This is a genomic window from Microbacterium sp. (assembly GCF_046295495.1).
Classification (GTDB): Bacteria; Actinomycetota; Actinomycetes; order Actinomycetales; family Microbacteriaceae; genus Microbacterium.
Genome location: NZ_JBKBNC010000005.1, coordinates 33,834 through 59,134, shown reverse-complemented (window position 1 = coordinate 59,134; position 25,301 = coordinate 33,834). Strand labels below are relative to the sequence as shown.

30 protein-coding genes and 1 tRNA gene are annotated in these 25,301 nt (G+C 71.6%); 20 read left to right on the top strand and 11 right to left on the bottom strand.

Annotation, left to right across the window (positions count from 1 at the left end):
- The first annotated feature begins 183 nt into the window (after nt 1–183).
- The 8 genes from ACK4LS_RS03490 (at nt 184) to ACK4LS_RS03455 (ending at nt 7,956) form a co-directional block, all read left to right on the top strand.
- The gene (locus tag ACK4LS_RS03490; protein ID WP_409713206.1) at nt 184–1,086 is read left to right on the top strand and encodes a ParA family protein; all 903 of its coding nucleotides are present in this window, start codon (nt 184–186) and stop codon (nt 1,084–1,086) included.
- Complete coding sequence (locus ACK4LS_RS03485; protein ID WP_409713204.1) at nt 1,070–1,972, top strand: segregation and condensation protein A; 903 nt, start codon at nt 1,070–1,072, stop codon at nt 1,970–1,972. The genes ACK4LS_RS03490 and ACK4LS_RS03485 overlap by 17 nt, the downstream gene beginning before the upstream one ends.
- Complete coding sequence (scpB, locus tag ACK4LS_RS03480; RefSeq protein WP_409713201.1) at nt 1,962–2,645, top strand: SMC-Scp complex subunit ScpB; 684 nt, start codon at nt 1,962–1,964, stop codon at nt 2,643–2,645. Before ACK4LS_RS03485 ends, scpB begins: the two co-directional genes overlap by 11 nt.
- Complete coding sequence (locus tag ACK4LS_RS03475) at nt 2,642–3,448, top strand: pseudouridine synthase (protein WP_409713198.1); 807 nt, start codon at nt 2,642–2,644, stop codon at nt 3,446–3,448. The genes scpB and ACK4LS_RS03475 overlap by 4 nt, the downstream gene beginning before the upstream one ends.
- Nucleotides 3,449–3,503: 55 nt before the next feature.
- Entirely contained in the window at nt 3,504–4,637 is a 1,134-nt protein-coding gene (locus ACK4LS_RS03470) for a prephenate dehydrogenase (RefSeq protein WP_409713195.1), read from the top strand.
- A complete protein-coding gene (gene cmk, locus ACK4LS_RS03465; RefSeq protein WP_409713192.1) occupies nt 4,630–5,364 on the top strand; it encodes a (d)CMP kinase in 735 nt (244 codons plus the stop codon). Before ACK4LS_RS03470 ends, cmk begins: the two co-directional genes overlap by 8 nt.
- A 43-nt stretch (nt 5,365–5,407) precedes the next feature.
- Nucleotides 5,408–6,880, top strand: a complete 1,473-nt coding sequence (der, locus tag ACK4LS_RS03460; RefSeq protein ID WP_409713383.1) for a ribosome biogenesis GTPase Der — start codon at nt 5,408–5,410, stop codon at nt 6,878–6,880.
- A 173-nt stretch (nt 6,881–7,053) separates the two neighbouring features.
- Nucleotides 7,054–7,956: an NUDIX domain-containing protein gene (locus tag ACK4LS_RS03455; RefSeq protein ID WP_409713189.1), complete on the top strand. Its 903-nt coding sequence runs from the start codon at nt 7,054–7,056 to the stop codon at nt 7,954–7,956.
- 133 nt (nt 7,957–8,089) lie between these two features.
- On the opposite strand, the gene ACK4LS_RS03450 is transcribed toward ACK4LS_RS03455, so the two are convergent.
- Nucleotides 8,090–8,473 carry an RNA-binding S4 domain-containing protein gene (locus tag ACK4LS_RS03450; protein WP_409713186.1) on the bottom strand — a complete coding sequence of 128 codons (384 nt, stop codon included), beginning with the start codon at nt 8,471–8,473 and terminating at the stop codon, nt 8,090–8,092.
- A 42-nt stretch (nt 8,474–8,515) separates the two neighbouring features.
- Nucleotides 8,516–9,094 (bottom strand): N-acetyltransferase family protein, encoded by a 579-nt coding sequence (locus ACK4LS_RS03445; protein WP_409713183.1) that lies wholly within the window; start codon nt 9,092–9,094, stop codon nt 8,516–8,518.
- Nucleotides 9,095–9,241: 147 nt separating this feature from the next.
- Here ACK4LS_RS03445 and ACK4LS_RS03440 point away from each other — a divergent pair.
- Both ACK4LS_RS03440 and ACK4LS_RS03435 read left to right on the top strand, forming a co-directional pair.
- Nucleotides 9,242–9,315: transfer RNA gene (locus ACK4LS_RS03440), tRNA-Pro, on the top strand.
- A 303-nt stretch (nt 9,316–9,618) separates the two neighbouring features.
- A complete protein-coding gene (locus ACK4LS_RS03435) occupies nt 9,619–9,810 on the top strand; it encodes a hypothetical protein (protein ID WP_409713180.1) in 192 nt (63 codons plus the stop codon).
- A 100-nt stretch (nt 9,811–9,910) separates the two neighbouring features.
- Here the strand turns inward: ACK4LS_RS03435 and ACK4LS_RS03430 are convergent, their stop codons facing one another.
- Nucleotides 9,911–10,288 (bottom strand): ArsR/SmtB family transcription factor, encoded by a 378-nt coding sequence (locus ACK4LS_RS03430; protein WP_409713177.1) that lies wholly within the window; start codon nt 10,286–10,288, stop codon nt 9,911–9,913.
- An 84-nt stretch (nt 10,289–10,372) separates the two neighbouring features.
- Between ACK4LS_RS03430 and ACK4LS_RS03425 the strand changes: the two genes are divergently transcribed.
- Genes ACK4LS_RS03425 through ACK4LS_RS03415 form a run of 3 tightly spaced genes read left to right on the top strand, consistent with a single transcriptional unit; the run spans nt 10,373 to nt 12,463 of the window.
- Nucleotides 10,373–11,677: an NAD(P)-binding domain-containing protein gene (locus ACK4LS_RS03425; protein ID WP_409713174.1), complete on the top strand. Its 1,305-nt coding sequence runs from the start codon at nt 10,373–10,375 to the stop codon at nt 11,675–11,677.
- 1 nt (nt 11,678) lies between these two features.
- Nucleotides 11,679–12,191 carry an N-acetyltransferase family protein gene (locus ACK4LS_RS03420; protein ID WP_409713171.1) on the top strand — a complete coding sequence of 171 codons (513 nt, stop codon included), beginning with the start codon at nt 11,679–11,681 and terminating at the stop codon, nt 12,189–12,191.
- A 5-nt stretch (nt 12,192–12,196) separates the two neighbouring features.
- Nucleotides 12,197–12,463 (top strand): hypothetical protein, encoded by a 267-nt coding sequence (locus ACK4LS_RS03415; protein ID WP_409713168.1) that lies wholly within the window; start codon nt 12,197–12,199, stop codon nt 12,461–12,463.
- On the opposite strand, the gene ACK4LS_RS03410 is transcribed toward ACK4LS_RS03415, so the two are convergent.
- From ACK4LS_RS03410 to ACK4LS_RS03400, 3 genes are read right to left on the bottom strand one after another with little or no spacing between them, the layout of a single operon-like run.
- Nucleotides 12,460–12,855: a low molecular weight phosphatase family protein gene (locus tag ACK4LS_RS03410; RefSeq protein ID WP_409713165.1), complete on the bottom strand. Its 396-nt coding sequence runs from the start codon at nt 12,853–12,855 to the stop codon at nt 12,460–12,462. The two genes, ACK4LS_RS03415 and ACK4LS_RS03410, sit on opposite strands and share 4 nt — an antisense overlap.
- A complete protein-coding gene (locus ACK4LS_RS03405) occupies nt 12,852–14,237 on the bottom strand; it encodes an FAD-dependent oxidoreductase (RefSeq protein WP_409713162.1) in 1,386 nt (461 codons plus the stop codon). Before ACK4LS_RS03405 ends, ACK4LS_RS03410 begins: the two co-directional genes overlap by 4 nt.
- Nucleotides 14,238–14,253: 16 nt before the next feature.
- Nucleotides 14,254–14,958 (bottom strand): aquaporin, encoded by a 705-nt coding sequence (locus tag ACK4LS_RS03400; protein ID WP_409713159.1) that lies wholly within the window; start codon nt 14,956–14,958, stop codon nt 14,254–14,256.
- Nucleotides 14,959–15,022: 64 nt separating this feature from the next.
- Here ACK4LS_RS03400 and ACK4LS_RS03395 point away from each other — a divergent pair, with 64 nt between their 5' ends.
- Both ACK4LS_RS03395 and ACK4LS_RS03390 read left to right on the top strand, forming a co-directional pair.
- Complete coding sequence (locus ACK4LS_RS03395) at nt 15,023–15,688, top strand: helix-turn-helix domain-containing protein (RefSeq protein ID WP_409713156.1); 666 nt, start codon at nt 15,023–15,025, stop codon at nt 15,686–15,688.
- Nucleotides 15,689–15,705: 17 nt separating this feature from the next.
- Complete coding sequence (locus ACK4LS_RS03390; protein WP_409713153.1) at nt 15,706–16,107, top strand: arsenate reductase ArsC; 402 nt, start codon at nt 15,706–15,708, stop codon at nt 16,105–16,107.
- Nucleotides 16,108–16,222: 115 nt separating this feature from the next.
- On the opposite strand, the gene ACK4LS_RS03385 is transcribed toward ACK4LS_RS03390, so the two are convergent.
- Both ACK4LS_RS03385 and ACK4LS_RS03380 read right to left on the bottom strand, forming a co-directional pair.
- On the bottom strand, nt 16,223–16,465 hold the full coding sequence (locus tag ACK4LS_RS03385; protein WP_409713150.1) for an alternative tryptophan synthase beta-subunit: 243 nt from the start codon (nt 16,463–16,465) through the stop codon (nt 16,223–16,225).
- A gap of 118 nt (nt 16,466–16,583) precedes the next feature.
- Nucleotides 16,584–16,772 carry an alternative tryptophan synthase beta-subunit gene (locus ACK4LS_RS03380; RefSeq protein ID WP_409713147.1) on the bottom strand — a complete coding sequence of 63 codons (189 nt, stop codon included), beginning with the start codon at nt 16,770–16,772 and terminating at the stop codon, nt 16,584–16,586.
- A 154-nt stretch (nt 16,773–16,926) separates the two neighbouring features.
- On the opposite strand from ACK4LS_RS03380, the gene ACK4LS_RS03375 reads away from it, so the two are divergent.
- Nucleotides 16,927–17,271, top strand: a complete 345-nt coding sequence (locus ACK4LS_RS03375) for a YnfA family protein (protein WP_409713144.1) — start codon at nt 16,927–16,929, stop codon at nt 17,269–17,271.
- Nucleotides 17,272–17,730: 459 nt separating this feature from the next.
- Nucleotides 17,731–18,126, top strand: a complete 396-nt coding sequence (locus tag ACK4LS_RS03370) for a ribonuclease inhibitor (protein ID WP_409713141.1) — start codon at nt 17,731–17,733, stop codon at nt 18,124–18,126.
- Between the two features lie 105 nt (nt 18,127–18,231).
- Here ACK4LS_RS03370 and ACK4LS_RS03365 read toward each other — a convergent pair whose 3' ends face one another.
- Nucleotides 18,232–19,536, bottom strand: coding sequence for an ABC transporter permease (locus ACK4LS_RS03365; RefSeq protein ID WP_409713138.1), 1,305 nt, complete (start codon nt 19,534–19,536; stop codon nt 18,232–18,234).
- Nucleotides 19,533–20,264, bottom strand: coding sequence for an ABC transporter ATP-binding protein (locus ACK4LS_RS03360; RefSeq protein ID WP_409713135.1), 732 nt, complete (start codon nt 20,262–20,264; stop codon nt 19,533–19,535). The genes ACK4LS_RS03365 and ACK4LS_RS03360 overlap by 4 nt, the downstream gene beginning before the upstream one ends.
- Nucleotides 20,265–20,484: 220 nt before the next feature.
- Between ACK4LS_RS03360 and ACK4LS_RS03355 the strand changes: the two genes are divergently transcribed.
- From ACK4LS_RS03355 to ACK4LS_RS03345, 3 genes are all read left to right on the top strand, one after another.
- On the top strand, nt 20,485–21,684 hold the full coding sequence (locus ACK4LS_RS03355; protein WP_409713132.1) for a sensor histidine kinase: 1,200 nt from the start codon (nt 20,485–20,487) through the stop codon (nt 21,682–21,684).
- Complete coding sequence (locus ACK4LS_RS03350) at nt 21,681–22,346, top strand: response regulator transcription factor (protein ID WP_409713129.1); 666 nt, start codon at nt 21,681–21,683, stop codon at nt 22,344–22,346. The genes ACK4LS_RS03355 and ACK4LS_RS03350 overlap by 4 nt, the downstream gene beginning before the upstream one ends.
- Nucleotides 22,347–22,436: 90 nt before the next feature.
- A complete protein-coding gene (locus tag ACK4LS_RS03345) occupies nt 22,437–23,273 on the top strand; it encodes a hypothetical protein (RefSeq protein WP_409713126.1) in 837 nt (278 codons plus the stop codon).
- Between the two features lie 127 nt (nt 23,274–23,400).
- On the opposite strand, the gene ACK4LS_RS03340 is transcribed toward ACK4LS_RS03345, so the two are convergent.
- Entirely contained in the window at nt 23,401–25,164 is a 1,764-nt protein-coding gene (locus ACK4LS_RS03340) for a Na+/H+ antiporter (RefSeq protein ID WP_409713123.1), read from the bottom strand.
- Nucleotides 25,165–25,301: the final 137 nt, after the last annotated feature.

Genomic DNA, 25,301 nt, shown 5'->3' with positions numbered 1-25,301 from the left:
GTCTCGATCGTTTCGGGCTGAGGTTGTGCACATCGCGGAGTGTGCGTGCGACGGCGGCGCGTCGTGGGTGCCCTCGGCGGGCTCGAGAACCTGGGCCCGCTGTCTGGTGCGCGCACCGGACGCGGACCTCGCCCGCGGGTCACACGGGCTCCGCGGTGGGCGGCGGTTAGACTCGGGGACGTTATGACGAAGGCGGGAGACTCGGTGTCGGCGAGCACGAAGGGCACGAAGACGGGCGCGGACGAGGTCATCCTCGGACCCACCGGACGCCCCTACCAGGGGTTCCCCACCCCGAAACCGCTCGACGGACACGGTCCCGCGCGCATCATCGCGCTGTGCAATCAGAAGGGCGGCGTCGGCAAGACGACGACGACCATCAACCTGGCCGCCTCGCTCGCGAAGTACGGCCGCCGCGTGCTCGCGATCGACTTCGACCCCCAGGGTGCGCTGTCGGCGGGTCTCGGCATCCAGACGCACGATGCGGCCACCATCTACGACCTGCTGCTGGACACCAAGCGCGACCCGCACGAGATCATCGTGCAGACGCGCGTCGAGGGCCTCGACATCATCCCGGCCAACATCGACCTCTCGGCGGCCGAGGTGCACCTCGTCAACGAGGTGGCGCGCGAGACGATCCTCGCCCGCGTGCTGCGCAAGGTCGCGGCCGACTACGACGTGATCCTCGTCGACTGCCAGCCCTCGCTGGGTCTGCTCACGGTCAACGCCCTCACCGCGGCGCACGGCGTGCTCATCCCGCTCGAGTGCGAGTTCTTCGCGCTGCGCGGTGTGGCGCTGCTGGTCGAGACGATCGACAAGGTGCGCGACCGCCTCAACCCGGCGATCGAGCTCGACGGCGTGCTCGCCACCATGTACGACCCGCGCACGCTGCACTCGCGTGAGGTGCTCGAGCGCGTGGTCGAGGCGTTCGGCGACGACGTGCTCGAGACGGTGATCGGGCGCACGGTGAAGTTCCCCGACGCCTCGGTGTCGGGCATGCCGATCACGGAGTTCGCGCCCGAGCACGCTGCCGCACAGGCCTACCTGCGGCTGGCGCGGGAGCTGGTCGCCCGTGGCGCCGTCGCCTGACGACACCCTCGCCGCGGCCGCGCAGACCGCGGACGCCCCCCAGCCGCGATCGCTCTCCGCGTCGAGGTCGGCCGCAGAGGCTGCGGAAGGGGCTGAGGCCCCCGGCCCCGGCTTCCGCGTGACGCTGCCCGACTTCGACGGCCCGTTCGACCTGTTGCTGACCCTCATCTCGCGCGCCGAGCTCGACGTGACCGAGGTCGCCCTCAGCCGGGTGACCGACGAGTTCATCTCCTACCTGCGCGCGATGGGTCCCGACGGCGACCTCGACGAGGCCTCGGAGTTCCTCGTGGTCGCGGCGACCCTGCTCGACATGAAGATCGCCGGTCTGCTGCCGCAGGGCGAGCTCGTGGATGCCGAGTCGGTGGCGCTGCTCGAAGCGCGCGACCTGCTCTTCGCGCGTTTGCTCCAGTACCGCGCGTTCAAAGAGGTGTCGGCCTGGTTCGCCCGCTGCCTGCAGCGCGAGGACCGCCGGCACACCCGCAGCGTCCGCCTCGACGAGAAGTACCGCAGCGCCGTGCCGGAGTTGGCGTGGACGCTCAGCCTCGACGACTTCGCAGCCCTCGCGGTCGTCGCCCTCGCACCGAAGCAGATTCCGACCGTGGGCCTGGACCACCTGCACGCGCCGCTCGTCAGCATCCGGGAGCAGGCGGCGATCGTGGTGACGCTGCTCCGCTCGGCCGGGACGCTGAACTTCCGCGACCTCGTCGCGGGTGTCACCGAGACGGGGGTCGTCGTGGCGCGCTTCCTGTCGATCCTCGAGCTGTACCGCCACGCCGCCCTGTCGTTCGAACAGCTCGAGCCCCTCGGCGAGCTCAGGCTGCGGTGGACCGCCGAGCGGTGGTCGGAAGAGAACCTCGCCGCCTTGGGAGCCGACTATGACCGCTGACACCACCGGGGCACCCGACGCCGCCATCTCCGCCGACGCGGATGCCGTGCCGGCGGCCGACGCCGCCCGTGTCGCCGCACCGCAGACCGCCGCCCCGGCGCCGGGCCCGGACGATGCGGCAGCCGTCGCCCGCCGCCTCGAGGCGATCCTGCTCGTCGTCGACGAACCGCAGAGCCTCGTGAGCCTCGCCGCCGCGGTCGCCGCGCCCGTGCCCACCGTGCGCCGGGCCGTCGCGGCGCTCGTGGCCGACTACGACGGCGAGGGCGGCGGTCCCCGCCGCGGCTTCGAGCTGCGCGAGGTGGGCGGCGGCTGGCGGCTCTACGTGCGCGAGGAGTACGACGACGTCGTGGGCGACTTCGTCACCACCCAGGCTCCGTCGCGGCTGTCGCAGGCGGCGTTGGAGACCCTGGCCGTGATCGCGTACAAGCAGCCCGTCACGCGCGGGCAGGTGGCATCCATCCGTGCCGTGAACGTCGATTCGGTGGTGCGGACGCTGCTCGCGCGCGGCCTCGTCACCGAGGTGTTCACCGACCCCGACACGGGGGCGATCCACTACGGAACGACCGACCAGCTGCTGGTCAACCTCGGCATCAACTCGCTCGACGAGCTGCCGCACATCTCGCCGTTGCTCGACGACGGCTCGAACGGATTCGACGGAGAGGTACTGAAATGAGCGACGCTTCGACAGGCGCAGCGACCGAGGGCGCGGGCTCCGCGAGCGACGAGGGCATCCGCCTGCAGAAGGTGCTCGCGAATGCGGGCGTGGCCTCGCGGCGCGTGGCCGAGATCATGATCGTCGAGGGGCGCGTGCGGGTGAACGGCGAGACCGTCACCGAGCTCGGCTCGCGCATCCACCCCGAGACCGACCTCGTCGACGTCGACGGCGTGGCCGTTCAGCTCGACGAGTCCAAGCGCTACGTCATCCTGAACAAGCCCACCGGGGTCGTGAGCTCCATGAACGACGACCGCGGTCGCCCCGATCTGCGCCGGTTCACCGAGGACTGGGACGAGCGCCTGTACAACGTGGGACGACTGGATGCCGACACCAGCGGCCTCCTCGTGCTGACCAACGACGGCGCCCTCGCCCACGTGCTCGCCCACCCGTCGTTCGGGGTGACCAAGGTGTACATCGCCAAGGTCGAGGGGCAGGTGCTGCCGCAGACGATCCAGCGCCTCATCAAGGGCGTCGAGCTCGAGGACGGGCGGATCGCGGCCGACAAGGCCCGCCTCCTCGATGCCTCGCGCGGGGAGAGCCTGGTGGAGCTGACGCTGCATTCGGGCCGCAACCGGATCGTCCGGCGCATGATGGCCGAGGTGGGGCACCCGGTGATCGAGCTCGTGCGCCGGCAGTTCGGCCCGCTGCACCTGGGAACACTCCCGGTGGGCAAGGCACGCGAGTTGACTACAGTAGAACGTGGCGCCCTCCTCACGCTGTCCCGTCAAGACGACAGCTCCTCGGCCGATTCGGCGGAGTGACCCCTCCGGGCGTCCCGCGGTGCGAGCGGCGCCGCCCAGGGCAGCAGGAGACCCGATGAGCGAACCGAACGGAACGTCCGCGCGCGCGGCCGGTCCTTTGGCGACCCGCACGAGCGGCACCGTCCGCGTCGTCGGCTCGGGTCTGCTCGGCGCGAGCATCGGCCACGCGTTGAGCGCGCGCGGTGTCGACGTCGTGCTCGTCGACGCCTCGCCCTCGCAGCTGCGCCTCGCGATCGACTACGGTGCCGGGCGCGCCGAACGACCCGACGACGCACCCTCGCTAATCGTCGTGGCGGTTCCGCCCGACGTGACAGCCGACGTCGTCGAGCGCGAACTCGCGGCGTACCCGGATGCCGTGGTCACCGACGTCGCGAGCGTCAAGCTCGAGCCGCTGCGCACGCTGCGCGGGCGCGGCGTCGACCTCACGCACTACATCGGCTCGCACCCCATGGCCGGACGCGAGCGCGGCGGGGCGAGCTCGGCGCGCGCCGACATCTTCGTGGGCCGGCCCTGGGTCGTGTGCCGCGACGGCGAGACCTCCGCCCACGACCTTTCGCTCGTGGAGGGACTCGCCCTCGACCTCGGCGCGACCCTCATCGAGATGACCCCCGAAGAGCACGACGAGTCCGTCGCGCTGATGTCGCACGTGCCGCAGCTGGTGGCGAGCCTGCTCGCCGGCCGCTTCGTCACCGCCCCCGACGGCTCCCTCCGCCTCGCCGGACAGGGCGTGCGCGACACCACCCGCATCGCGGCATCCGCCCCCGAACTGTGGGTGCAGATCCTCGGTGCGAACGCGGCGCCCGTGGTCGAGGTGCTCGAGCAGCTCTCGGCCGATCTCTCCGACGTGGCCGCAGCGCTGCGCGACCCCGACGCGCCGGGTGCCCGTCGCGCGGTCGCCGACACCATCCGTCGCGGCAACGAGGGCGTCGAGCGACTGCCGGGCAAGCACGGGCAGAACCGCCGGTTCGACACCTTCGTCGTCATGGTCGACGACACCTCCGGTCAGCTGGGCCGCCTGTTCGGCGAGCTCGGCGACCTCGACGTCAACGTCGAAGACCTGCGCCTCGAGCACTCGCCCGGCGCCCCGTTCGGCCTCGCTGAGATCAGCGTCGTCCCCGACGCCGTCCGCCGAGCCGTCGACGGGCTCCAGCAGCGCGGATGGCGGATTGCGAGCACCACCCATGACTGACCCCCTCACCAAGCCGGCCGTGGGCTCGACTGCCTCGGCGCCGGGCGGCGCGCCCGTCGTCGTCGCGATCGACGGTCCCGCCGGCAGCGGGAAATCCAGTGTGTCGAAGGCCACGGCCGAGCGCTTGGGCTACGGCTTCCTCGACACCGGCGCGGCGTACCGCGCCCTCGCCTGGCACGCGCTCGCGCACGGCGCCGACACCTCCGACGCCACCGCGGTGCTCGAGGTCTTCGGCGACTTCGACTACGCGATCTCGCTCGACACCCGCGACCGCTGGGTGCGCGTGGGCGAGGTCGACGTCACCGCCGCGATCCGCGAGCCCCGGGTGACGGATGCCGTGAGCGGAGTGGCCCGGGTCGCCCCCGTGCGGCACGCGGTGAACGAGCTGTTCCGCCGGCTCGTGGCATCCGCGAACCTCCCCGGCGTCGTCGTCGAGGGACGGGACATCACCACCGTGGTGTTCCCCGACGCGCCCGTGCGCATCCTGCTGACCGCGGCGCCCGAGGTGCGCGCCGCGCGCCGCAGTGCCGAGCTGACCGACCACGATGCCGCCAAGGTGGCCGCGGCTCTTCACCGCCGCGACGCCGCCGACTCCACGGTCGTCGACTTCCTCACCGCCGCCCCCGGCGTGCAGGTCGTCGATTCGACCCACCTCGATTTCGAACAGACCGTCGACGCCGTGCTGAGCGTCGTCGACAACACGATGGGAGCCCGCGATGGGCGTTGAAGAAGAAGAGTACGAGGGCGGGCCCGACCAGCTCGCCGAGAAGATGCAGAACCTCGACGAGGTCCTCGCCGAACAGCGGGCCGAGGCGCTGCGCGCCGGCCTGGCCGACTTCGACCTCGACGAGGACGACGCGGCGCTGCTCGCCGGGCTCGCTTCGGGTGACGGTGAGATCGAGTTCCTGCCGGCGTTGCCGGTGGTCGCGATCGTCGGCCGCCCGAACGTGGGCAAGTCGGCGCTGGTGAACCGCATCCTCGGTCGCCGCGAAGCCGTGGTCGAAGACACCCCGGGTGTCACGCGCGACCGCGTCACCTACAAGGCGGAGTGGCTCGACCGGCGCTTCTCGCTGGTCGATACCGGCGGCTGGGAGCCCGACGCCAAGGGCATCGACCGCTCGGTCGCGGCCCAGGCGGAGGTCGCGATCGACCTCGCCGACATCGTGCTCTTCGTGGTGGATGCCACGGTGGGCGCCACCTCGACCGATGAGCACGTGGTCAAGCTGCTGCGCAAGAGCGGCAAGCCGGTGTTCCTCATCGCCAACAAGGTCGACGACGCGCGCCACGAGCCCGAGGCCGCCGCCCTGTGGAACCTGGGCCTGGGTGAGCCCCACCCCGTCTCGGCCATCCACGGCCGCGGTGTCGCCGACCTGCTCGATGAGATCATGAAGGTGCTGCCCGAGGTCTCGGCGGTGGCGAAGTACGAGATCGGCGGCCCCCGCCGCGTCGCGATCCTCGGCCGCCCCAACGTGGGCAAGTCGTCGCTGCTGAACAAGGCGGCGGGCGAGGAGCGCGTGGTCGTCAACGAGCTCGCCGGCACCACCCGCGACCCCGTCGACGAGGTCGTCGAGCTCGGCGGCAAGCTCTGGACGCTGGTCGACACCGCCGGCATCCGTCGTCGCGTGCACCTGCAGCAGGGCGCCGACTTCTACGCGTCGCTGCGCACCTCGACCGCGCTGGAGAAGAGCGAGGTCGCTGTCGTCGTGCTCGACGTGTCGCAGCCGATCAGCGTGCAGGACCTGAACATCATCGACCTGGTGCTCGAGTCGGGCCGCGCGCTCGTGCTGGCGTTCAACAAGTGGGACCGCCTGAGCGACGACGACATGGAGAACCAGGACCGCCGCCGCTACCTCGAGCGCGAGATCGAGCAGGACCTCGCCCACGTCGCGTGGGCCCCGCGCGTGAACATCTCGGCGCGCACCGGCCGCCACCTCGACAAGCTCGTGCCCGCCCTCGAGACGGCGCTGGAGTCGTGGGACACCCGTATCCCCACCGGCAAGTTCAACGCGTTCCTGTCGGAGCTCGTCGCCGAGCACCCGCACCCGCTGCGCGGTGGCAAGCAGCCGCGCATCCTGTTCGGCACGCAGGCGGCGACGCGTCCGCCGACCTTCGTGCTGTTCACGACCGGGTTCCTCGACCCGGGCTACCGCCGGTTCATCCAGCGGCGCCTGCGCGAGATCTACGGCTTCGAGGGCACCCCGATCGTGCTCAACATGCGCATCCGCGAGAAGCGCCAGCGCTGAGTCCGTGCGGCGAACGCCCCGGTCCCCGTCCGGGGTCGGGGCGTTCGTGCGTCGTGGCGGCCCCGGACGCGCGGCCGCGGGGGCCCGACGGCCGCATTCCTCCGACGGGTGTGCGTCGTTCCGGCATCCTCCGAGCGGAGCGATGCCCCACGGGGTGTGCCAGGCTGGAGGGGATGACGATCGAACCTCCCGCCCCGGGTGAACCGCGGCGTCCGCACGGGCCACGCGATCCCGGCGACGCCTGGGTGATCGCGCCCACCGGCGAGAAGTACTGGGGCCGTTTCGGGGCGGCGGGTCTCCTGGCCCTCGACGCCGAGCGCGGCGTGCTCCTGCAGCACCGCGTGTCGTGGAGCCACTTCGGCGACACCTGGGCTCTGCCGGGCGGTGCCCGCCACGAGGGCGAGTCGGCCCGCGGTGGCGCGCTGCGCGAATCGGGCGAGGAGGCGGGTGTGCCGGCGGATGCCGTGCGCGCGCGCTTCGAGAGCGTTCTCGACCTCGGCATCTGGTCGTATTCGACCCTCGTCGCCGACGTGACGACCCCGTTCGAGCCCGTCATCAGCGACCCCGAGAGCGTGGCGCTGGAGTGGGTGGCCCTCGACCGCGTCGATGATCTGCCGCTCCACCCCGGCTTCGCCGCCTCGTGGCCCGCCCTGCGCGCGGCGCTCGACATGCGTCCGGCGATCGTGGTCGACGTCGCGAACGTCATGGGATCGATCCCCGACGGATGGTGGAAAGACCGCGCCGGCGCCGCCGAACGCCTTCTGACGCGTGTCGCCGCCCTCGCGGAACGGGGAGTGGATGCCGAGGCCCTCGGCCTGCCGGCGACGCGCTGGTTCCCGCGCGTCGCCGCCGTCCTCGAGGGGCAGGCGCGGTCGGCGGACACCCCCGCTTCCGGCCTCGACGTGCGGATGGCCGCGGGGGAGGGCGACGACGAGATCGTCGCCGTCGCGCGCGATCTCGTCGCCGCGCACGATCCGGTCATCGTCGTGACGAGCGACCGCGGTCTGACCGCCCGGGTCGAGGAGCTCGGCGCGAGCGTGCGCGGCGCCCGGTGGCTGGTGGAGCAGCTGGACTGACGCGTTCCGCGGGGCGGGGCTGAGCCGGCGCGAGCGTGAGGCGCGTGCGTGAGGTGGAGGGCTCGGATCGCCGCGTCGCGGCGGAGGGTCGAGGCCGCCGGTCCGGCCGGCGGCAGGGCTGTTCGCCGAGCGGTCAGTCGGCCTCGCGACCGCGCAGTTTCTCGATCTCCCGGCGGTCGCGTTTGGTCGGGCGCCCCGCGCCGCGGTCGCGCACCGGCACGAAAGGCATGTCCTCTTTCGACGGGGGCGGGGGAGTGCGGTCGTCGACCGACTCGGCCACGAGGGCTGCGCCGACACGCTTCGCGATGGTCTTCTTCACGACGAGGATGCGATCGAAGCCCTGAATGCGCACACGCAGTTCGTCGCCGGGTCGCACGGGCTGGGCCGCCTTCGCCCTGTCGCCGTTGACGCGCACGTGTCCCGCGCGGCACGCCGTGGTCGCGGCGGAACGCGTCTTGTACACGCGCACGGCCCACAGCCACGCGTCGACGCGCGCGGTGGTCGTGGCATCCGTCATGTCAGGTCTTTCGTCGGCGAATCTCCATCGTAAGACGGGTGATCAGTCGCGCAGCGTGAGCGAGACGAGGGCGCGGTCGGGCTTCGGGCGACCCACGATGTCGAAGCCGGCGTCGACGAACACCGAGACCGTGCCGCGGTACAGCTGGTTCGCCGAGCGCTTCGAGACGGCGGGATCGAGGGGATAGGCCTCGACCACCCTGGCGCCGGCGTCTCGGGCGGCGGAGACGGCGGCATCCAGCAGCTGCGGCATCAGCCCCTGGCCGCGGTGTCTTTCGCGCACGACGAAGCACGAGACGGCCCACACGTCGGGGGCATCGAGTGGCTCCGGCGTCGTCGTGGTGACGTCGCGCGTGCGGAGCAGACGTGCCTGCGCGGTGCGGGGGCCGACGCGCACCCATCCGGCGGGCTCGCCGTCGACGTAGGCGATCAGGCCGGGCGGGCGTTCGCCCCGCGTCTCGTCGCGGAACCGCTGGGTGAGCTCGTCGCGGGAACTCCTCTCGAACACGGCGTTGGTGAGCAGCCACCACTGGCATTGGCACCCGGGTCCGTCACCGCTGTCGAGCGCCAACTCGGCGTCGTCGAAGCGATCGCCGGTGGCCGGAAGGATCTCGATCGTCATGCCCGGAACCGTAGCGAGGGGGTCCGACATCGACAAGGGATGCCGTGCCACTCCGCGTTCCATCAGCGCCACACGCCCGGGGTGGGCGCTGGTTCGCGGCGGTGTCGGCGAGGGGCTAATATAGGGGAGTTGCCCGCTCGCGGGCGACGGGATGTGGCGCAGCTTGGTAGCGCACTTGACTGGGGGTCAAGGGGTCGCAGGTTCAAATCCTGTCATCCCGACAGAAAAGGGTCGGAATCCTGCGGGATTCCGGCCCTTCGTCGTTCCCGCGACCTCATCGCACACGGCGCAGACGCGAAAACGTCTGTCGCAGACGTCGGTCGGGCCTTCTGGCGGCTGAGCGATGACGCCGCAGATGCCCGCGTCGCCGGGGGGCCTCACCACGCGCCGGCGTTGCTCGTCGGGCTCGACGTCGGGGGCGTTCGGCCGGGGGTTGCATACGCGGCCGTCACACTGAACCCCCTCTCTGCGCATGGTGCGCGCTGGTAGCTTCGTCGTCAAAGGGGGCAGAGAAGAGACACATCGTGCGCGAATCGAAGCCCATCAGCTGGGGCACCATTTCGGGCCTCAGCGACCGCGAGCGGCAGCTCGGCAAGTTCATGTTCGGAGACGTCGACCTGCGCGGTCTTACGTTGGTGGATGTCACGGTGAACGGCGAACTACTCCCTGACATCGTTCACGGAGAAGTGCGGCGATTCGAGCGGCGCGCCAGCTAGCAGGCCCCAGCGCCCCGGCGTCCCTCATCCCGAGGTGACGCCGGCGGCGTTTCGGGGGTTCGAAGTGCGTGGCGGCGATCCGTGTTCACGGACCGCGGCATCAGGGCCGCGCGTCGACGCCCGCGAGGATGCCGCCTCGCAGGGCGTGCTGGAGCGCCTCGAGGGCGGCGGGCACGAGTCGGTAGTACGCCCACGTTCCGCGCTTGTCGCGGCTCAGAAAACCGGCGTCGGTCAGCACCTTCAGGTGGTGCGAAACCGTCGGTTGCGACAGGCCGACCGGCTCGGTCAGGTCGCAGACGCAGGACTCCTGGTTCTCGGCGGCGGCGACGATGGACAGCAACCTCAGCCGCGTAGGGTCGCCGAGGGCCTTGAAGGTCCGCGCGAGGCGCTCCGCATCCCCCGGGGACAGGGCTTCCCCCGCGGCGGGGGTGCAACATGTCGAGGTGCCGTCGAGCGCGATGGGGGCAACGGATGTCATGCATCGAAAGTAGTAGATATTGACAGGCGTCGATAGATGCGATGAGACTGATCCATCGACAAGCCTCGATGACTAGGAGAATCCGTGTCGACGCTCACCCTCACGCCCCGCCCCCGCACGACCGACCGACTGGCCGCCCTCCCGGTGGTCGTGATCGGCGCGGGCCCCGTGGGCCTCGCCGCGGCCGCCCACCTCGTCGACAGGGGTATCGACCACGTTGTGCTCGAGGCGGCATCCGGGCCTGCCGCAGCCGTGGAGCAGTGGGGGCACACCCGCTTGTTCTCCGCGTGGCGGGAGGTGGTGGATCCGGTGGCGCGGCGCCTTCTCGAGGCGACCGGGTGGACGATGCCCGCCAATGAGGGCCGTGCGCCCTCGGGACACGAGCTGGTTCGCGAGTACCTCCGCCCCCTCGCCCAACTCCCCGAGATCGCGGCCACGATCCGCTACGGCGCGCGGGTCTCGGCGGTCGCCCGTGAGGGGATGGACCGCACGCGCTCCGCGGGGCGCGAGACCACGCCGTTCCTCGTGCGCGTCGACACGGGTGGGCACCGGGCGCACCTGCTCGCGCGGGCCGTGCTCGACGCGTCCGGGACGTACGGCTCGCCCAACCCGCTGCTCTCGACGGGACTCGAACCCGCCGCCGATCCCGCGGTGGCCGCTCGGGTCACGCACGCGCTGCCCGACGTGCTCGGCCGCGACCGCGACCTCTTCGCCGGGCATCACGCGGTCGTCGTCGGCGCGGGGCACTCCGCCGCGAACACCCTGATCTCCCTCGTCCGTCTCCAGCGCGACGAACCGCGGACCCGCATCACCTGGCTCATCCGCAACGCGACCGCGGTGCGCGTCTCGTCGTCGGGCGACGACGACCTGGTCGGCCGCGCGCAGCTGGGAGCCCGCGTCGACCGCTACGTCGCCGCGGGGGTGGTGGACAAGATCGACTCCTTCGAGATCGCAGACGTCTCGGCCACCACGCACGGCATCCGCCTCTCGGGGACGCGGCGCGGCGAGCCGTCGGTCGTCGACGCCGACATCGTCGTGAACGCCACCGGCTTCCGCCCCGATCTGTCCGCCCTCCGTGAGATTCGGACCGATCTGGACGCCATCGTGGAGGCACCGCGTTCGCTCGCGCCGCTCATCGACCCCAACGTCCACTCGTGCGGCACGGTCGAGCCCCACGGCTTCCGCGAGCTCACGCATCCCGAACACGGGTTCTTCATCGTCGGGATGAAGTCGTACGGCCGCGCGCCGACGTTCCTCCTGGCCACCGGGTACGAGCAGGTGCGTTCCGTCGTCGCCTGGCTCTCCGGCGACCTCGCCTCCGCCTCACGCGTTCAGCTCACGCTCCCCGCCACCGGCGTGTGCTCCACGGATGCCGGCGGATGCTGCTGACATGACGCTCGTGCGTGCCCTCGAACGGACGGACTGGGCGGCGGTGGAAGCCATCTATCGCGAGGGCATCGACGGCGGCAACGCGACCTTCGAGACCGAGACGCCCACCTGGGACGCCTTCGATCGGTCGAAGACGCGGTTCGGCCGGCTCGTCGCCGTCGACGACACGCGGGCTGTCGTCGGGTGGGTGGCCGCGTCACCCGTGTCGGCGCGCCCGGCGTACCGCGGAGTGGTGGAGCACTCGGTGTACGTCGCCTCTCACGCACACGGCCGCGGTATCGGCGGGGCCTTGTTGCGGGCGTTCATCGCGGATGCCGAGATGAACGGGGTGTGGACGATCCAGTCCGGTGTCTTCCCCGAGAACGTCGTGTCGCTGCGGATGCACGCGGCGCTCGGGTTCCGCGAGGTGGGCCGGCGCGAGCGCATCGCGCGCTCGCTCGTGGGCCCCTGGGCGGGTCAGTGGCGCGACACGGTGCTGGTCGAGCGGCGCAGCGCGATGAACGGCCGAGCGTGAGCGGGGTGGACCTCGCTCGCCACCTCACCGGGGTGAGGCTGCTGGTGCTCGAGATCCTGGCATCCGCGGGCCCGTGCACGCGAGAGGAGGTCCTGCGGGAGTGGGAGCGGCGCCGCCCCGGACTCGGCGTCGGCCACCGGGTGCGTCTGCCGCGGATGCGAGACGAGACGCTGTGGCGCCTCGTCATTCTCGGCTGGGTCGCCCGTGAGGGAGAGACGTACTTCCTCACGGGCGACGGGCAGCGCGTGCTCTCTTTCGCGCAGTCGGGTTAGCGCAGGCGCTGCTCGAGGTCTCTCACCGCGGCTTCCACCGCGTCGCGCATGCCGCGCGCCCCCTCCGCGTCCCAGTCGGCGGGGTCGGGGAAGCTCCACTGCACGTGCTCTCCGCGGATCGGGCCGGGCAGGTCGAGGTTCGGCTTCATGGTGACCACGACGTCGGCTGTCGCGAGGTCTTCCGCCGTCACCGCTCGGGGCCGTGCCCGTGCGGTGTCGATCCCGAGCTCGGAGAGCGTCGTGGCGATGGCGGGATTGATGGCGTCGGCCGGGGCGACTCCGCCGCTGATGGCGTGGACCCGCCCCTCGGAGACGTGGTCCATCAGATGAGCGCCGAGCTGCGAGCGTCCGGCGTTGTGGGTGCAGATGAACAGGACGGTGGGCGCGGTCATGCGTGTGCTCCGAGTGGGTGGTTCTGGCGCGACCAGGCTTGTGTCGCGATCTGGACGGCGTCCCACGGGGATCCGAGGGGCGGGGTGTAGGAGAGGTCGAGGTCGCTGATCTGCTCGACGCTCAAGCCGGCGAACAGGGCGGTGGCGTAGGTGTCCACGCGTTTGGCGGTCTCGGTGCCGAGGCGACCGACCAGCTGCGCCCCGAGCAGCCGACCCGTGTGCTCATCGCCGGTGATGCGCAGGGTGATGGGCTGAGCGCCCGGGTAGTACCTCTTGTGGTCGTCCGCGATGCTCTGGGTCGTGAGCGGCGTGTATCCCGCGGCCTCGGCCTCGTGCTGGCGCAAACCGGTCCGCGAGGCGACCAGGTCGAACACCTTGACGACCTGGGTGCCGACCGATCCGGCGAACCGCGCGGTCCCGCCCAGGGCGTTCTCCCCGGCGACCCGGCCCTGTTTGTGCGCGGTGGTCCCGAGGGGGAGATACGTCTCGCCGAGCAGTCGGTGATGGGTGATGACGCCGTCGCCGGCCGCGAAGACGTCCGGAAGTCCCGTGCGCATCGACTCGTCCACCACCACGGCCGAGCCGGCCCCGAGCGTTGCCCCGGCGCGCCGGAGGAGATCCGTGTTCGGGCGCACCCCGACGACCGCGAGCACGAGGTCGGCCGTGTATTCCCGGGCCTCGCCGTCGGTCGTCGCGTGGACGGTGAGTCCCGCCGCCGACTTCTCGATCCTCCGCACGGCGGTTCCGGTGCGTACGGAGACCCCGTGCGCGATGAGTTCCTCCCGCACGAGGATGCCGAGTTCGGCATCCAGGGTCGACAGCACTTCGGGTCCGCGCTGCAGCTGGGTGACCTCCATCCCGCGGACGGTGAGCGCCTCGGCCATCTCGAGGCCCACGTACCCTGCGCCGATGATGATGGCGCTGCGGGGGTTCCTCCTGGTCAAGTCGTCGTCGAGGGCGAAAGTGTCGCCCATCGAGTGGATGACGTGCACCCCGTCTGCCGGACCGAGGTGCCCGAGGCCCTCGATCCCCGCGTGCGACGGCAGCGCCCCGGTTCCCACGACCAGGGCGTCGTAGTCGAGATCGCTCTCCGTGCCGTCCGCTCCGCGCAGTCGCAGCCGACGACCGGCCACGTCGATCTGCGTGGCGAGCGTGTCGAGGCGCAGGCGCATGCCGGTGGCCTCGAGGTCCGCCGCGGTGCGGTGGGCGAGCGACTGCCACGGCGTCACCTCCCCGGAGAAGAAGTACGGGATGCCGCAGATCGAGTAGTTCGGGTAGGCATCGGCGACCACGACGGTGACATCCACGGTCGGGTCGAGTTCGCGGGCGCGCAGCGCGGCGGAGATGCCGGCGTCACTGCCGCCGATGGCGACGATGTGCATGAGGAGTCCTTCGTGATCAGAGGGTCGAGGTCGGGGGAGCGTCGGCTGCGACGGTGCGCAGCTGCGGTGACGGTGCCGCGAGCAGGCCCGCGACGAGCACGCCGATGGCCGCGCCGAGCAGTTGCGCCAGGAGGAACGGCGCGACGGAGGTCGGGGCGATCCCGGCGAAGGTGTCGGAGAACATCCGGCCCACGGTGACGGCGGGGTTCGCGAACGAGGTGGAACTGGTGAACCAGTAGGCGCTGCCGATGTAGGCCGCGACCCACAGCGCGACCGCCCGGCCGGCGTGCTGGCGCGCGGCGAGTCGGATGACGACGATCAGGCCCGCTGTGGCGACGACCTCGCCGAGGAGCACGCCGAACCCGCCACGCGGGGTCGTGGACCATCCCTGCGGCACGTCGAACATCGCGTTGGCCAGGATGCTGCCGGCCACCGCCCCGATGAGCTGGGCGATCACGAACAGCACCGCGCGGGTGACGCGATCCGGGCGAGCCTCGGTGGACGCGAGGAGGTCGACGAGCGTGACCACCGGGTTCAGGTGCGCACCGGAGATGGGGGCGAGCGCGGCGATCAGCACCGCCAGGCCCAGGGCCGTGGCGATGCTGTTGGCCAGAAGCTGCACACCCGGGTCGCCCGAGAGCGTGGATGCGGCGATCCCCGAGCCCACCACGATGCACACCAACGCACCCGTGCCCAGCGCTTCCGCCAGAAAGGGCGCCATCGTCGTTCGATTCATCTCTCTCCCACCTTGACGGCGCCACACTACATCAATCAAGATTGACACAATGAACAGTGAGCTAACGAGCGTGGAGCGACGCGCGGCCCGTCACGCCGCCCTGGCCGACCCCGTGCGTCTGCGCATCGTCGATCTCCTCGAGACGGGCGATCTCTCGCCGCAGGAGCTGCTCGCACGGCTCGGCCTGGCCTCCAACCTGCTGTCTCATCACCTCAAAGTGCTCGAGCGGGCGGACGTCGTCCTCCGGACGCGCTCGGAGGGCGACCGCCGGCGCACGTACGTCTCGTTGCACCCCGGTTCCGCCGATCCGGAGAGCCGGAGCACGGCCCTCCGGGCGTCCCGCGTGGTGTTCGTCTGCACGGCGAACTCCGCCCGGTCGCAACTCGCCGAACACCTGTGGCGCACCCGTAGCGACGTGCCCGTCGCGTCGGCGGGGACCATCCCCGCCCCGGCCGTCGCCCCCGGGGCCGTCGCCGTGGGGGCGCACCACGGCCTCGACCTCACGCACGCCACGCCGAAGCTGCTCACCGACATCCATCACGACGGTGACGTGCTCATCACCGTGTGCGACAGCGCACACGAATCCCTCGCCCGGGCCGACCTGCACTGGTCGGTTCCCGATCCCGTCGCCGCATCCGCCCCGGAGGCGTTCGAGCGGACGTACGCGCACCTCGCCCGTCGCATCGACGGACTCCTGCCCCATCTCGCCGCCTGACCCCCCGGAGACACGCCATGACCCGTCCCACCGTCCTCTTCGTCTGCGTCCACAACGCCGGTCGCTCGCAGATGGCCGCCGGCTATCTGCAGCAGCTCGCGGGGGATCGCATCGACGTGCTGTCAGCCGGATCGGCGCCGAAGGACTCGATCAACCCGACCGCCATCTCGGCGATGGCCGAGGACGGCGTCGACATCTCCGACAACCAGCCGAAAGTCCTCACCGTCGACGCGGTCAAGACGTCCGACGTCGTCATCACCATGGGGTGCGGTGACGCGTGCCCGATCTTCCCCGGCAAGCGCTACGAGGACTGGGAGCTCGACGATCCGGCGGGCCAGGACCTCGCCGCGGTGCGCCGCATCCGCGACGACATCAAGCGTCGCGTCGAGAATCTCGTGGCCGACCTCGTGGCGCGCTAGTCGCCTCTTCCGGTTGCGGGGTGCCGCGAGCGCCATCGCCGTTCACGGGCCTTCGCGCCGAGTGGTCCGGCGAGCCGTCTCCGAGTGGCCGGTGCGATCGACGCGCACCGGCGGATCACGCCGCAGAAGAGTGGTGCGCCGTTCCCTCGGCATCCGTGCGCCGAGCCGCGTCGTCCTGCGTGGCGAACTGCGCGAGCGAGATCTCGCGCACGTCCGTCCAGCCGCGCCGGGCGCGGACGAGCGTGTAGCCCTGGTCGCGGAGAGCGTGGGCCGTCTCGACGATCAGGGGGCGGTGGGGGAGTTTCACCCATCCACCGGGGATGCGGTAGGCGTGGGTGACGGTACGCGGTCGGGACATTTCGGCTCCAGGGCGACGGACCTCTGTGTGCTGCGTCGTCGGAGCGGGTGCGCAGAGATGGGTGTACGGGGACTACAGAGGCTACGCCGCGTCGGGGCCGTTGTCTGCCCCCTCCGCGTCAATGCTCCGGCGGGTACTGACGCAGAGAGATCTCGCGGGTGTCGAAGAGCCCACGGCGCGCGCGGACGAGCATGATTCCGCTGCGGCGCAGGTCGTCGGCGAGGGCGGCCGTGAGGGGTTGGTGTGAGACTTTGCGCCATCCGCCCGCGAGCGTGTACGTGTGCGTCAAGGTCCTGGGCTTCGTCATGGGCACCCCCTTCCGGGAACCGTAGCGGTCGAGGGGGCTGCGCGCCCCAGATTTTCCCGGGCCGTAATCTGCGCGTGCACCGTCGTAACCCGTCCGGCCGTGCCCCCGTCGCCGTGCGGCACCGTCGCGCGCGGTCGGCCCGGATAATGGCCCGATGACCACCGCCCGCATCATCGTGCTGTTCGCCGTCGCCGCTCTCGCCGAGATCGGCGGGGCGTGGTTGATCTGGCAGGCGGTGCGCGAGAACCGCGGCTGGTGGCTCGCCCTGTTGGGGATCGTGGCGCTGGGCGCATACGGCTTCGTCGCCGCGCTGCAGCCCGACGCGCACTTCGGTCGGGTGCTCGCCGCGTACGGCGGGGTGTTCGTGGCGGGTTCGCTGGCGTGGGGGATCGTGGTCGACGGGTTCCGGCCGACGATGTGGGACTACGTCGGATCGGCGGTCGCCCTCGTGGGCGCGGGGATCATCGCGTTCGCACCCTCCGCCGCGGCATCCGACTGAGTCGGCACCCGCGGGCCCGAGCGCCGGGCGGCGCGAACCCGGGAGCGACGGCCCGGCCGTCGCATCGGTCAGCTAGGGAGGCGAGTAGTTAGCTATGCGAACTTCCACCGGTTTGTCAACCGGCTCCTGACCGGGTGCTCCTCCGTTCACACTGGTGGCATGCAGTTCGACAACGCGCCCCACGAGGGCATCGCCGACGACTTCTCCACCCCCGACACCGCGCGCCCCTTCGGGTCGTATCTGTCGGTGATCAACGGGGGAGACTGATCGTCTCGCCGGGCCTCGATGCGGGGTCCTCACGACAGGGTCGGATGCCGAAGGGCTCCGGCCCTTCGTCGTGGGTGCGCTCAGGCGTGCGCCGACGCGCCCTCGTCCACGGCACCGGGTGCACCCGCCGCGTCGGAGTGAGGACGGCCGTCTCCGCCCGCACGCGTTCACGGCACGAAACGGAGAAAAGAGATGAGTCGTCGCGAGATCGAGATCGACGGATCGGCGGTGCACGGCATCCCCTCGCTCTACGCCGAGCTGAACCGCGTTCTCATGCCCGACGAGGACTGGACGCTGGGGGAGAGTCTCGACGCGCTCGACGACCTGCTCTACGGCGGGTTCGGGGTGCTGCACGGCGCCGAGCCGGTGCGTGTCATCTGGCGCGACTCCGCGGTCGCCCGCGCCGCGCTCGGGCCGGAGGCCACGCGGGCCTCCTACCGCGCCAAGCTCGAACGGCCCGACGTCTATGCGGCGCCCGTGGCGCGGCGAGCGCTGGAGGCGCTGGAGGCGGGGGAGGGCGAGACGTACTTCGCCCTGGTGACGCGGGTGTTCCGAGATCACGCGAACATCGATCTCGTTCTGGCCTGAGGCGGATCGTCAGCGGCGGCGGGGAGGATGCCGGTCGTCCGCGCCTCGATTGCGTGCCGGTGCGCTCGGGAGCCCGGGGCACCTCGGCCCCGGGCTCCCGCGCCGTCACTCGTACCGCAGCGATTCCACGGGATCGGCCCGAGCCGCCCGCGCGGCGGGGAGGCTGCCCGCGAGGAAGGCGATGGCCATGATCGCCACCGTCGTGGTGAGGATAGACAGCGGGTCGAAAGCGATGAGCTGCAAGCCCGGCAGGTCGCTGAAGAGCGTCTGGCCGAGCTGCGCGCTCACCGCCGTTCCGACGCCGATCGCCACGACCGCACCGATGACGCTGCCGAGCAGCCCCAGCATCACCGCCTCGAGGCTGAACAGCGAGAACACCCGCCCGCTGCCCATGCCCATCGCCTTCATCAGGCCGATCTCGCGGGTGCGTTCCTGCACCGACATGAGCAGCGTGTTGACGATGCCGAAGCTGGCGGCGAGGAGGGCGATCACGGCGAACGCGTTCAGCACCAGGACGATCCCGTCGATGACGGCCTTGAAGGTGCCGAGCTGGTCGGAAACGGTCTGCCCGAAGTATCCCGCGTCCGTCAGCGCCGTCTTGACCGCGTCGATTTCGTCGGCGGTGGTCGGGGTCGCGAGCGTGGCGCTCGCGCTGGCGTAGCGGTCGAGCTGGTCCGGCGGCACCCCGGTGTTCTGCGCGGCGAATAGTGCGTCTTCGAGGGCGGTGTTCGTCGTGAGAGACGTCGTGTTGGTGAAGGCCGCCTCGGTGACGCCCGTGATCGTCGCCTCGACGAGGTGCGGCGTGCGCACCGGATCCGACACGGCGATCGTGAGGGTGGCGCCGACCGCGTCGGCCGCGTCGGAGAAGCCGAGGGGCTCCACGAGCGAGGCGGGGATGGCCGTCTCGAGGGCGTCGGCGGAGTCCGTCGGCGCCGTCCCGGCCGACAGTTGCGGTGTCTGCCCGCCGATGAGCGCTCCGGCCCCCACGACGTAGCGCTCGCCGTCTGCGTGTTGGACGTAGTCGATCTGCACGGCCTTGGCGGGGACCACCCGCTCGATCCCGGGGATCGCGGCGATCTCGTCGAGGTCGGCATCCGTCAGCGCCGAGACGGTCGTGCCGGCGCCGGGGCGACCGGGGTCGGTGGCGCCGGCGGCGACGGAGTCGGGATCGTACGTCTGGGGAGCCCCGGATGCCGCACCGGCGGTGACGGCCTTGGACACCGTGAGCACGTCGGCGGCGCCGATCGAGGACACCGTGTCGTCGATGAACCTGTTGATGCCCGTGCCGAGGCCGTTGGTGAGCGTCAGCGTGAACGCGCCGACGAAGATCGCGAGCACGGTGAGGATCGTGCGGGTCTTGGAGCGGAAGGTGTTGGCGGCCGCCGTGGCGACCAGGTCGATGCTCTTCATGACGCGCTCCGTTCCGTCGCGGTGACGTCACGGTCGCTCTCGGCGACGATGACGCCGTCGCGGATGATCACGCGGCGGTCGCAGCGCGCCGCGAGGTCGTCGTCGTGCGTGACGACGATGAGGGTGATGCCGTGCTCGCGGTTGAGGCGGAACAGGATGTCCTCGACCACGGCGCCGGTGGCCGAGTCGAGGTTGCCCGTGGGTTCGTCGGCGAAGATCACCTGCGGGTCGTTCACGAGGGCCCGGGCGATCACCGCCCGCTGCTTCTGGCCCCCCGACAGGGCGGTGGCGCGGTTTTTGGCCTTGTCCTGCATGTCGAGCTCGGCCAGGGCGGCCAGACCCCGGCGCTTGCGCTCCGCACGCCCGACCCCGGCGATCTTCAGCGGCAGCACCACGTTGTCGAGCACCGAGGCGCTGGGCGTGAGGAAGAACTGCTGGAACACGAAGCCGAACGTCTTGTTGCGGGTGCGGTTCAATCGGCGGCCGCGCAGCTGCGCGGCATCCTTCCCCTCGAGCAGCACGGTGCCGCGCGTGGGGGCGTCCATCAGGGCGAGGAGGTGCATGAGGGTCGACTTGCCCGAGCCGCTCTTGCCGACGATCGCGATGCTCTCGCCGCGGCGGATGTCGAGGCTCACGCCGCGCAGGGCGTCGAAGCGGGCGGAGCCGCGGCCGTACGACTTGTGCAGGTCGACGACCGAGAGCAGTGGGGGAGGGGGTTCGGATGCCATGGCCCCACTGTCGCTCGAGGGAGCGGCCATCCGCGTCGCTCGCGGGGGGTGGCCGCCTGCCCCCGTGGGGGTATTTGCGGGATGACCCGTGGGGGCGATGGTCGCGCGCGGTCGGGCGGTCCAGACTGGGGGGATGCGATCCGACCCGCCGCCGACGGACACCTCGCCGGGGCGGTCGAGCGGGGAGCGGCCGTCCGGCCTCTGGCGTCGGAGCCCGTGGATGACGCGACGCGCGGTGCTCGTCGACCTCTTCATCGCGGTGCTCGTGGTCGTGCCGTCCTTCGCCCCGGTGCCGTTCCCCGAACTGCGCCCCTCCAGCCCGCTGGTGCACGTGATCGTGCTCGTGCCCGCGATCCTCCTACCGCTGCGGCGCCGGTGGCCGCGGATCACCCTGATCGTCTGTCTCGTCCTCTACGTCACCGCCCTCGCCCTCGGCACCCTCGCCCCCGGCGCCGCGCTCGCCGTGGTGATCGCCGCGTACGGCATGTCCGATCGCGTCGGTCGCCGCGAGGCCGCGCCCGTCGCGATCGCCGTGGTGGTCGCCCTCATCGGCGCGAGCATCGTGGTCATGCTCACGACCGGCCTCGACACGCGCTTCCTTCAGGTCGGCCTCACGGTCGCTCTGGCCGGGGCACTGGGGGATGCCGCTCGATCCCGCCGCGCCTTCGTCGACGCCGTGCTCGAACGCGCCCGCCGTGCGGAGCAGACGCGCGAGGCCGAGGCCCAGCGCCGCGTGACCGAGGAGCGCCTGCGCATCGCGCGCGACCTGCACGACGCCGTGGCCCACCAGATCTCGGTCATCAGCCTCAACGCGGGCGTGGCCAGCTCGGCGCTGGAGACGCGGCCCGAGCGCGCCCGAGAGGCTCTCGCGACCATCCGCACCGCCTCGCGAGAGGTACTGGGTGAGATCGGCTCGATGCTCACCGTGCTGCGCACCCCTGACGACGGCGGCATCCGCGACCAACCCGGGCTCGCCCGCCTCGGCGACGTGGTCGAGTCGGTACGGGTGGCCGGGTGGGACGTCGTCGTGCGCGACGAGCTCGGACTCGACGACCCCGCGAACGCCCTCCCGCTCGGGGTCGACATCGTCGCGTACCGCGTCGTGCAGGAGGGACTCACGAACGCCCTCAAGCACGGAACGGCCCGCCGGGCGCACATCCTCCTGCGCCGCGACGACGCCGAACTCGAGGTCGTGGTCACCAACCCCTTCGACCGACCGGGTGCCGGTACGCAGCCGTCGCCGTCGGGCTTCGGCCTGGTCGGACTCCGCGAGCGCGTCGAGTCCGTCGGCGGTCGGCTCGACGCGGGGGCTGCCCCGGGCGGCTACCGGCTCTCGGCGCGCCTGCCCCTTCCCGCCGCGTCGCACCCGCCCGAGGTCGAGGTCGGACGCGCGGCACCCCGAGACGGAGCATCGACATGACCCGCGTCCTGATCGTCGACGACCAAGCCCTCATCCGCTCCGCCGTTCGCGACCTGCTCGACGCCGCCCCCGGCATCGACGTCGTCGGCGATGCGGCCGACGGGGAACTGGCGGTCGCGCTCGCCGCGAGCCTGCGCCCCGACGTGGTCGTGTGCGACATCCGGATGCCGCGCATGGACGGCATCGAGGCCACCCGGCGCATCTGCGCCGACCCGGCGCTCGGCGACACCCGCGTGCTCATCCTGACCACGTTCGAGGAGGACGACTATGTCGTGGCCGCGTTGCGGGCCGGGGCGAGCGGCTTCATCGGCAAGGGCGCCGAGCCGGAGGAGATCGTGCACGCGGTGCTGGCGGTCCACGAGGGCGGAGCGCTGTTGTCGCCGGCCGCCACGCGCGCCATGATCGAGAAATACGTCCGCACCGTCGGCCCCGAGCCCGTCGCGGCGCCGGCCTCGCTGGAGGCCCTCACCGATCGCGAGCGCGAGGTGCTGCGGCACGTCGCCCGCGGCCGATCGAACGACGAGATCGCGGCATCCCTGTTCATCTCCCCGCACACGGCCAAGACGCACGTCAAGAACACGATGATCAAGCTCGGCGCGCACGACCGCGCGCAACTCGTGATCGCGGCGTACGAGAGCGGGCTTCTCATCCCCGGGCAGTGAGCGTGGGGCCAGGGGCGGGACCCTGTCATGCCTCGGCGCCGATGACAACCGTCGGGCGCACCGGGCGCCGGGCTTTCTAGCGTGGACGGCATGAGCAACGCCACGACATCTCGGATCCTCGCTCTCACCGCCGTGACCGCTGCCGGCTGCCTCGTGCTCGCCGGATGCACGAACACCCCCGTCGCGTCGTCCCCGACTCCCACGGCATCCGGCCCCGTGGCCGACCCGGTGGCGAGTTCGTCGCCGTCGCCGTCGACGGCGTCCGACGAGACCGTCGCCGTCGTGCAGGAGTACCTCGCCGCGGTGCAGGACGAACGCTTCGTCGACGCGTTCGCGTTGCTCACGCCCGAGTCGCAGGCGCTCGTGGGGTCGGCGGAACAGCTCGCCTCCTCCGTCGGGATCGTGCGGCCCGAGGAGGCGATCGGATTCCTCGGCACCGACGGGGTGATCGCCTCGGGCGTGGGACCGACGGAGGATTCCACTCTCGTCACCGCCGTGCGCGACCGCCGCGCCGACGCCTGGCTCGTCCGATCCACGACGGAGGGGCTGCGCATCGATGACGCGGGCGTCCCGCCGACGGGAGGAACCCCCTACGAGTGGGTCAACCCGCCGATCGGGGCAGAGGAGGGCGACGGGGCCGCCGCGTTCGACGTCGATGCACCGGCATCCATCACCTTCACCGACCTCTCGCAGGACGCGGGGGTCGAGGGTCCCGGACTCGTCGGCTATCCGCAACAGCTCTCCGCCTACCTCGGCGTGTCGAAGGTGGGGGCCGAGGCGGCCAGTGCGGACACGCAGCGGAGATGGGACATCGCTCTCGACGCGGCGCAGCTGGGGGCGGACACCACACCCCTCACGGTCGTGTGGGAGGTCGAGCCGGGGAGCAACAAGTGGCGCACCAGCACCGCGGCGGTGTGGGTGCAGTAAGAGCCGGGCCGGGGAGGGATGGCGCCGCGCCCCGGGTGAGCCGAGCGCCGCGCCCGCGCGAGCGTCGCCGCGGTCCGCGAGTCGGCATCCGGCCCGCACCCGGTGCGGCCTCCGCACGTTGGTCTCGTCAGTCGCCGGACTTGTCGGCGCCGCGGGCGCGGATCTCCTCCAGGTCGAGGCCGGCGAGGATCTTGCGCGCGACCAGGTCGTCGATCGTGCCCTCGCGGCGCAGGCGCAGCAGCACCTCGCGCTTTCGCTCGAGGATCGCCAGGCGCAGGCGTCGGGCTTCGTCGTGACGAACCAGCGGTGAACGCTGGGTGAGGTCGATGTCGTCGCTGACCGCGATCATCTCGAGCTGGCCCGCCGTCGACGCGCCGTCGCCGACCACCGGACGCCGCGACGGATCGGCGTCGTCGCCCGCCTCGGGCGGGACGGGACCCATCGTCGACGAGTCGTCGTCGAGGGACGCGTCGAGTTCGGCCAGGTCGCGCTCCTCGGCCTCGCGTTGCCGCGCCACCGCTCGCGCGTTGGCGAGCTCGAGTCGCTCGTACCCCTCGCGCCGGGCGCGGTCGCGCACCCGGTCGCTCACGCCGTGCTCGGCGGCGAGTTCGTCGAGCGCAGAGAGGGCCGCCCCCGAGATCGCCCGCTCGGCGAGTTCGTACTCCTCGATCGCGGCGTCGTCGCTGGGCAGCTTCGCCCATCGGATCACCACAGGCAGCAGCGGACCCTGCACGAGCAGCGTCAGCACGATCACCCCGGCGGTGACGAAGACGATGGCCTCGCGCCCGGCGACGGGAGCACCGTCGGCGGTGGTGACCGGCACCGATAGCGCGATCGCGAGAGACACCGCCCCGCGGAAGCCCGAGACCGTGCTGACCACCCGCGATCGATGCCGCAGCGATCGCGATGATCCGGCCGGGGGCCGGGAGAACGGCGAGAACAGCCATTGGAACAGGTAGCGCACGACGAACAGCGCCACCCAGGCGGCCACCGTGATGAGCAGCAGGATGCCGATCTCCGACGGCGAGATCTCGTGCAACACGAGCTGCACCTCGAGGCCGATCAGCACGAACAGCGCGCCGTTGAGCAGGTAGACGCCGAAGGGCCAGGTGGCATCCGCCGCCCGCCGGGAGATCGCCGTGGTGATGCGCGGGGAGACCCAGGCGACGATGAGGCCCGCGAACACGACCGCGAGCACGCCCGAGGCGTCGATCAGCTCGGCGATGAGGAACGCCAGGAACGGCACCAGCACGAGGGTCAGGTTGATGGTGAGCGTGGACTGCATGCGGCGCAGGGCGAAGAAGGCCAGAGCCGCGACGAGGATGCCGGCGGCCGCGCCGCCCAGGTACGACACGAGCACCATGCCGGTGATCTGCAGCGGCGTGATCTGGTCGCCCAGCAGCAACGCGACCGCGATCGCGTACAGCACGAGGGCGGTGCCGTCGTTGGTGAGGCTCTCGGCCTTCAGCTTCATGAATGTCTTGGGCGGCAGCAGGCGGCCCAGCGCCGCGACGGCGGTGGCGTCGGGCGGGGCGACGGCCGCCCCCAGCACGAGGGCGGCCTCCCAGGGCACGCCCATCCAGGTCGCTACCCCCGCGACGGCGAATGCGGACGCCACGACGAGCAGCGTGCTCATCGGGATGATGTAGCGCAGCGAGCGGCGCACCGACCGGAGCGAGGTGGTCCACGCCTCGCGGAACAGCATCACCGGGAGGAACAGCAGCAGCACCGTCTCGGGCGGGAGCTCGATCTGTCGCAGCTCCGGGATGAACCCCAGCGCCAGCCCGATGACGAGCAGGACGAGCGGGGTCGCCACACGCAGGCGCGGCGCGAGCACCGTGCCGGCGAGCATCGCGAGCCCCAGCAGAACCGTGATCTCGAGTCCCTGCATTCGCGCCTTCTTCCCTCGTGCCCCTGGGTCCAGCGTAGACAGGAGCTCCGACATTCCCTGGGGGTCGGCATCCGCCCCGTCGCCCGGGTGCGCGGGCGGTCGACGTCTAGGCTGGACGCACGCACGACGACGAGGGG